Below are 5,916 nucleotides of genomic sequence, written 5' to 3'. Positions count from 1 at the left end.
CCTGTCCCAACCCCACCCCCCCCCGCGCGGTACCCCGCCGGGGGGTGGGAAGTGTGGGGGTTTTGGGTTTAAACCCATAATAACAATTCACGACCACCCTGTACCGATCGGCCGCACTCACGTGATCGAAGCCGGAACTCACGTGATCGGCGGCGGAACACCCCGAGTGCGGCTTCCAGCCACGCGAGTCACGCCCCTGATCACGCGAGTCACGCCTGTGCTCACACCGCCTGTGTGCCCAAGTCCGTGAAGGCCTCCTTGAGGGACTCTGGGTCCCTCAAGGAGGCCTTCACGGACAGGCACCTTCAGTAGGAGGTGCCGAGTCATCGCCGCATGGTCACCCGCGGCCACGCGTCCAGGCCGCGGGCGATTTCGTGGGCACGGACGGCGCGAAGGCCCTCAGTGAGGCTCTCTTCGTCGAGTGTCGCGAAGCCGAGCCGGGCGTAGTACGGCGCGTTCCACGGCACGTCGGCGTACGTCGTCAGCGTCAGCCCGGCGAGGCCTTCGCGCGATGCCCACTCCGCGGCGTGTTCGATCAGCCGCCGCCCGAGACCCCGGCGCGCGTGATCGGGATGGACGGACACCTGCTCGATGTGGCCGTGGCCGTCGACGACCTCGGCGAGCAGGTACGCCGCCGGGCCGTCGCCGGCGTCCCAGACCCAGGCCCGGCCGTCGCGCTGGAAGGCCGCGAGGTCCGCGATCGACGGCGGGTCGTCGTCGGCGATCGCGGCCATGCCGAGCGCGCGGAACGGTTCGCCCGCGGCGCGTTCGATGTCCTGGAGCGCGGGCAGGTCCTCGGGAGTGGCGAGTCGGATCACGGATCGAGTTCTACCCGCCGCGCCGAGCGGCCGCGCGCGAATTACCGCGAGGGGGGAACACGCGTGATCGGAGGGCGCACACGCGTGATTGAACGGCGATCACGCGTGATTGGAGGCGGAACTCGCGTGATCAGAGGGCGAACGACGAAACGGCGCGGTGGATCCGGCCCGCGTACGACTGGAGCGCGACGATGGCGGCCCGTTTCGCGTCGTCGCCGATCCGGGTCGCGGGGGCGGCCAAGGTGAGCACCGCGGGCCGGTGCCCGGTGCTCGGGATCGGCACCGAACACGACCAGACACCGTCGTCCAGTTCGCCCCAGCTCACCGAATACCGGTTCGCCCCGGCACGTTTGACCTCTTCCCGCACGCTCGGGCCGCGGTGCTGGACGATCGACGAAAGTCTTCGTTCGCGTTCCCCCTCCGGCAGCATGGCGAGCAGCATCTTGCCCGACGCGCCGGTACCGAGCGGGACGGAATGCCCCGGCTGGAAGGTGAACCGCATCGCGCGTTCGCATTCGACCCGGTCCGCGCAGACCGCGGAATCGCCGAAATGCTGGAACAGCAGCACCGTCTCGCCGAGGTCGCGGGCCGCCTCCTCCATCGACGGCCGGGCGAGGCGGGCGAGGTCGTTCGCCAGTTGCGCGGCCCGCGCGAGCGGCATCACCTGGCTCGTCACGTGATAGCGCCCCGTCTTCCCCTCCTCCAGGAGCTGGAGTTCCTTCAACAGCGCCACATAGCGGTACGTCGTGGCGACCGGGGTGCCGATCCTCGCGGCCAGTTCGGCGACGCTCGCGTCCCAGCGGCGTTCGGAGAACGAGAGCAGCAGCTGCAGGACCTTGCGTGAGCTGCTGGCGCCGGGGGTGCGTTTCGGCGGGGCGGTGGTGTCCAGGGATCGTGCGGCAGGCGTCATCTCGACCTCTCGCCGGGGAATCACGAAGAGTCAAGAAAGTAGCACATTGTGTGAATTGCCGACCAGGGACTTTGGTCCACGAACAAGCGGACTTCTTGCTAGGTTCGGGCCATGGAAAAGCCATTGGCGGGCAAGATCGCGTTGGTCGCCGGGGCGACTCGCGGTGCGGGCCGCGGAATAGCGGTCCAGCTGGGTGCCGCCGGAGTGACCGTTTACGTGACCGGCCGCAGTACCGGTTCCCGGCGATCGGAAATGAATCGCCCGGAGACGATCGAGGAGACGGCCGCGCTCGTCGACGAGGCGGGCGGGCACGGGATCGCGATCGGTGTGGACCATTTGGCGGCGGACCAGGTCCGCGAACTGGTGGAACGGATCGACGCCGAGCAGGGCGCGCTGCACGTGCTGGTCAACGACATCTACGGCGCGCCCATCGAATGGGGCAAGACGGTCTGGGGGTCCACTTTGGACATCGGGCTGCGGACGCTCCGGCTCGCCGTCGACACGCATGCGATCACCAGTCATTTCGCGCTTCCGCTCATGATCAGGAATCCGGGCGCGCTGGTCGTCGAGGTCAACGACGGCACCGCCGAATACAACTCGGAGAACTACCGCGTTTCGTTCTTCTACGATCTCGCCAAGACCGCGGTGAACCGGATGGCGTTCGCGCTCGGTCACGAATTGGCACCGCATGGCGGTACCGCGGTTGCCGTCACGCCGGGCTGGTTGCGTTCCGAAGCGATGCTCGACGCTTATCGGGTGACGGAAGAGAATTGGCGTGACGCGACGAAGGTGCAGCCGCATTTCGCCATTTCCGAAAGCCCGGCGTTCGTCGGCAGGGCGGTCGCGGCGCTGGCCGGTGACGCGGAAGTCGCCCGCTGGAACGGGAAATCGGTTTCCAGCGGCGAACTGGCGAAGGAATACGGATTCACCGACCTCGACGGCAGCAGGCCCGACTGCTGGCGCTATCTCGTCGAAGTCCAGGACCCCGGCCTGCCCGCGGACGTCACCGGCTACCGCTGAGCGTCCCGGCGGAGGAAGGGCGTGAGCAGACCGGGCGCGGCCCGCTCCGCCATCGCGAGCCCGGCCGATTTGCCGACGTCGACCACCTGGTAGCCGCCCCTGCCCGCCGCGATCGGCGCCGTCACGGTGATCAATCCGGCGCGGCGCTGGAAGAACGACCGGCTGACGACGATGCCGGTGACACCCTCACGCCGGATCGCCACCGTCGCCCGCGCCAGCGAACCGGACCGGCTGACCAGGTACCGCCCGACGATCGCGTGGCCGAGGTTGCGGTAACGGTCCCAGCCCACCAGCGCGGCGAACGGCACCAGGCCGAGCGCGACCTGCCACATCCACGACGGCAGGAAATCGATCCAGGCCAGCCCGAACAGTGCCGCCGCGAGCAGCAGCACGCCGCCGATCGCACGGGTGAGCCGCCTCGTCAGCGCCCGTCTCGGATGCCGGTTCAGCGGCACGGTGGCCGGGTCGAAGTTCTCCCGCAACACCTCGGCCGCGACTTCGTGGACCCGGCCGACGGGCGCGGGCGGCAGCAGGAGCCCGCCGCCCTTGTCGCCGCCCTTGCCCTCGCGCAGCCCGCCCGCGATCGCGGTGAGCCGCGCCCCGCCCGCGATCCGCAGCGGCAGCGGCTCCTTCACCTCGACGCCGCGGAGCCGTTCCTCTTCGATGGACACCGAACGCGTGGTGATCAGCCCGCGCCGGACGTGCAGCGTGCCCTCCGATTCCCTGGTGAGCTTGAAGTTCCAGAACGACAGCACGTAGCCGCCGACCGACAGCAGTGAGACGACCACGAGCAGGCCCGCCGCCGCCACGACGACGACCAGCCACAGCGCCGTGTCCGCCAGGCCGTCCAGGAGGTCCCGCAGTGGTCCGACGTTCTCCGGGGCGATGTCCAGCTGGTGCGCGAAATGCCAGACCGCGGCGAACACCGCGCCCACCACGGCGAGCCCGGACAGGGTGAACGGCGCGTACCGCACCCACTTGCGGTCGACTTCCGCGACGACCTGTTCGGGTGGCCGGGTGGTCTCGGTGATCTCCTTGCGGTGCAAGAGAACCGTGCGCAGGCGGTGCGCCTCGGCCTGGCTGACGGCGTCGAGCACCAGCTGATCGTCGCCCGCGCCCTGGACCGCTGAATGCCGTCCGGTGCCGATGCGCACGGCGCTGAGGGAGAACAAACGGTGCTTCGGTTCCGAAGTGACGTCGACCGTGCGGATCCGGTCCAGCGGGATCGCGCGATGTTTGCGCAGCAGCAGTCCCGTCGTCCACTCCACCTGGCCGTCCGCGATCCGGTACCGCGACGTGAGCACGTGCGAGACGCCGACCATCACGGTCAGCGCGGTGACGCCGAGGCCGAACCACTCCCAGCCGTTGCCGCGGCCGAGGAGCACCGTCCCGATCAGCACCGGCAGCGATTTGACGACGTCGAGGACAGGGCGGATCAGCAGCATCCGGCGGTCGAGCCGGTGCCAGTCGCCGGGGTCGGGCGGTGCCTCGGTGCTCATGTCGCGTCACCCGGCGTGGCCTGCGTGGTCCTGGTGAGTTCCGCGGCCAGCGCGAGCGCCTGGGCGTGGTCGAGACCGGAGATCTTGACCGGGCCCGCGGCCGACGCGGTCGTCACGGTGATCTTCGCCAGCCGGAACAGCTGCTCGACCGGGTCGCGTTCGATGTCGACGGTCTGGATCCGCGAGATCGGCGCGATCCGCCAGTCCTGTTTGAGCCAGCCTTCCTGGGTGTACACGGCCTCGCCGGTGACCTCCCAGCGGTGGATCCGGTAGCGCCACTGCGGCATGACCAGCAGATGCAGGGGCGCGAGCACGCACGAGATCGTCAACGTCACCGTGAGCCACGTCGGCGCGTCGTCACTCGTGAACACGAACACGGCCTGCGCCGCGACGAGGATCACCCAGCCGACCGCGGCCCACACCGTCCAGTAGCCGATGGCGCGCCTGCTCACCCGATTGGCGGGCGGACGCAGGGCCAGGATCTCTTCCGTCACCCCTTCACCCTGCACCACCTCGGTGCGGACCGACCACGACACCTGTCACGGACCGATAGGATTTCGGCCACGGCCGGCGGAATGGATACCCCCTATCGGGGCGTTGCCACCCGTAGACGGTTGCACGCACGAAACCTGGAGGATCTGGTGGCGCTGGACCCGGAAGACCTGTACGAGGTGGACTCGGACGTCCCTGACCTCGGCGGGGCCGTGCTCCTGCACTACTTCGACGGCTTCATGGACGCGGGCTCCGCGGGCAAGCTCGTCGCCGAGCAGCTCCTGAACTCCTCCGAGCACCGCGTGATCGCGCGGTTCGACGTCGACCGGCTCATCGACTACCGCTCGCGGCGTCCGGCGATGACCTACGCCATCGACCACTGGGAGGACTACGACGCCCCCGAACTGGTCGTCCACCTGCTGCACGACGCCGACGGCGTGCCGTTCCTGCTGCTCACCGGGCCGGAGCCGGACCACGACTGGGAGCGGTTCTGCGCGGCCGTGCGCGGGCTGGTGGAACGCTGGGACGTCCGGCTCACCACCGGTTTCCACGGCATCCCGATGGGCGCGCCGCACACCCGCCCGCTCGGCGTGACCGCGCACGCGACGCGGAACGAGCTGGTCGGGGAGCACCGCCCGCTGCCCAACCGGATGCAGGTGCCGGGCAGTATCGCCGGGCTGCTGGAGTTCCGCTTCGGCCAGTGGGGGCACGACGCGTCCGGGTTCGCCGCGCACGTGCCGCACTACCTGGCGGACTCGACGTACCCGAGCGCCGCGCTGAACCTGCTCGGCGCCGTCGCCGCGGCGACCGGGCTGAACCTGCCGGACGGGGAGCTGCGGGAGGCCTCGCACGAGGCCGAGGCCGAGATCGCCCGCCAGGTCGCCGGCTCGGAGAAGGTCGCCGACGTCGTGCGCGCGCTGGAGCAGCAGTACGACACGTTCATGGAGGCGTCCGGCAAGGAAAGCCTGCTCGCGGAGTCGGTCGAGCACATGCCGACCGCCGAGGAGCTGGGTAACCAGTTCGAGCGGTTCCTGGCCGAGCAGAACGGCGGGGACTCGCCGGAGCGCTGAGTCACCTCGTGAGTGGCGAGGACGGTTCTAACCGTCCTGGCCCCCAAACACGGGTGTTGTGGGGGGGGGGTGTGGTCGGCGGACAAACCCCCACAAAAAAGCCGGCC

6 protein-coding genes are annotated in these 5,916 nt (G+C 69.6%); 2 read left to right on the top strand and 4 right to left on the bottom strand.

Translation table 11 applies throughout. From position 1 onward, the window contains the following. Window positions 1-323: 323 nt before the first annotated feature. The gene (locus ACFWIW_RS18560; protein WP_378369542.1) at window positions 324-818 is read right to left on the bottom strand and encodes a GNAT family N-acetyltransferase; all 495 of its coding nucleotides are present in this window, start codon (window positions 816-818) and stop codon (window positions 324-326) included. A gap of 130 nt (window positions 819-948) precedes the next feature. Next, entirely contained in the window at window positions 949-1,728 is a 780-nt protein-coding gene (locus ACFWIW_RS18555) for an IclR family transcriptional regulator (protein WP_378369541.1), read from the bottom strand. 111 nt (window positions 1,729-1,839) lie between these two features. Between ACFWIW_RS18555 and ACFWIW_RS18550 the strand changes: the two genes are divergently transcribed. After that, a complete protein-coding gene (locus tag ACFWIW_RS18550) occupies window positions 1,840-2,748 on the top strand; it encodes an SDR family oxidoreductase (RefSeq protein ID WP_378369540.1) in 909 nt (302 codons plus the stop codon). Here the strand turns inward: ACFWIW_RS18550 and ACFWIW_RS18545 are convergent. Beyond that, entirely contained in the window at window positions 2,739-4,247 is a 1,509-nt protein-coding gene (locus tag ACFWIW_RS18545; RefSeq protein ID WP_378369539.1) for a PH domain-containing protein, read from the bottom strand. The genes ACFWIW_RS18550 and ACFWIW_RS18545 overlap by 10 nt on opposite strands. Then, complete coding sequence (locus ACFWIW_RS18540; protein ID WP_378369538.1) at window positions 4,244-4,783, bottom strand: PH domain-containing protein; 540 nt, start codon at window positions 4,781-4,783, stop codon at window positions 4,244-4,246. The genes ACFWIW_RS18545 and ACFWIW_RS18540 overlap by 4 nt, the downstream gene beginning before the upstream one ends. A gap of 105 nt (window positions 4,784-4,888) precedes the next feature. On the opposite strand from ACFWIW_RS18540, the gene ACFWIW_RS18535 reads away from it, so the two are divergent. Next, complete coding sequence (locus tag ACFWIW_RS18535; RefSeq protein ID WP_378369628.1) at window positions 4,889-5,809, top strand: proteasome assembly chaperone family protein; 921 nt, start codon at window positions 4,889-4,891, stop codon at window positions 5,807-5,809. Window positions 5,810-5,916: the final 107 nt, after the last annotated feature.

Source organism: Amycolatopsis sp. NPDC058340 (assembly GCF_042723975.1).
Lineage (GTDB): Bacteria > Actinomycetota > Actinomycetes > Mycobacteriales > Pseudonocardiaceae > Amycolatopsis.
The sequence above is the reverse complement of the archived record's forward strand: the minus strand, read 5'-3'. Positions and strand labels throughout refer to the sequence as shown.

Coding starts and splice junctions, on each gene's coding strand:
- ACFWIW_RS18555 (WP_378369541.1), bottom strand. CDS start 1,728: ATGACGCCTGCCGCACGATCCCTGGACACCACCGCCCCGCCGAAACGC.
- ACFWIW_RS18550 (WP_378369540.1), top strand. CDS start 1,840: ATGGAAAAGCCATTGGCGGGCAAGATCGCGTTGGTCGCCGGGGCGACT.
- ACFWIW_RS18545 (WP_378369539.1), bottom strand. CDS start 4,247: ATGAGCACCGAGGCACCGCCCGACCCCGGCGACTGGCACCGGCTCGAC.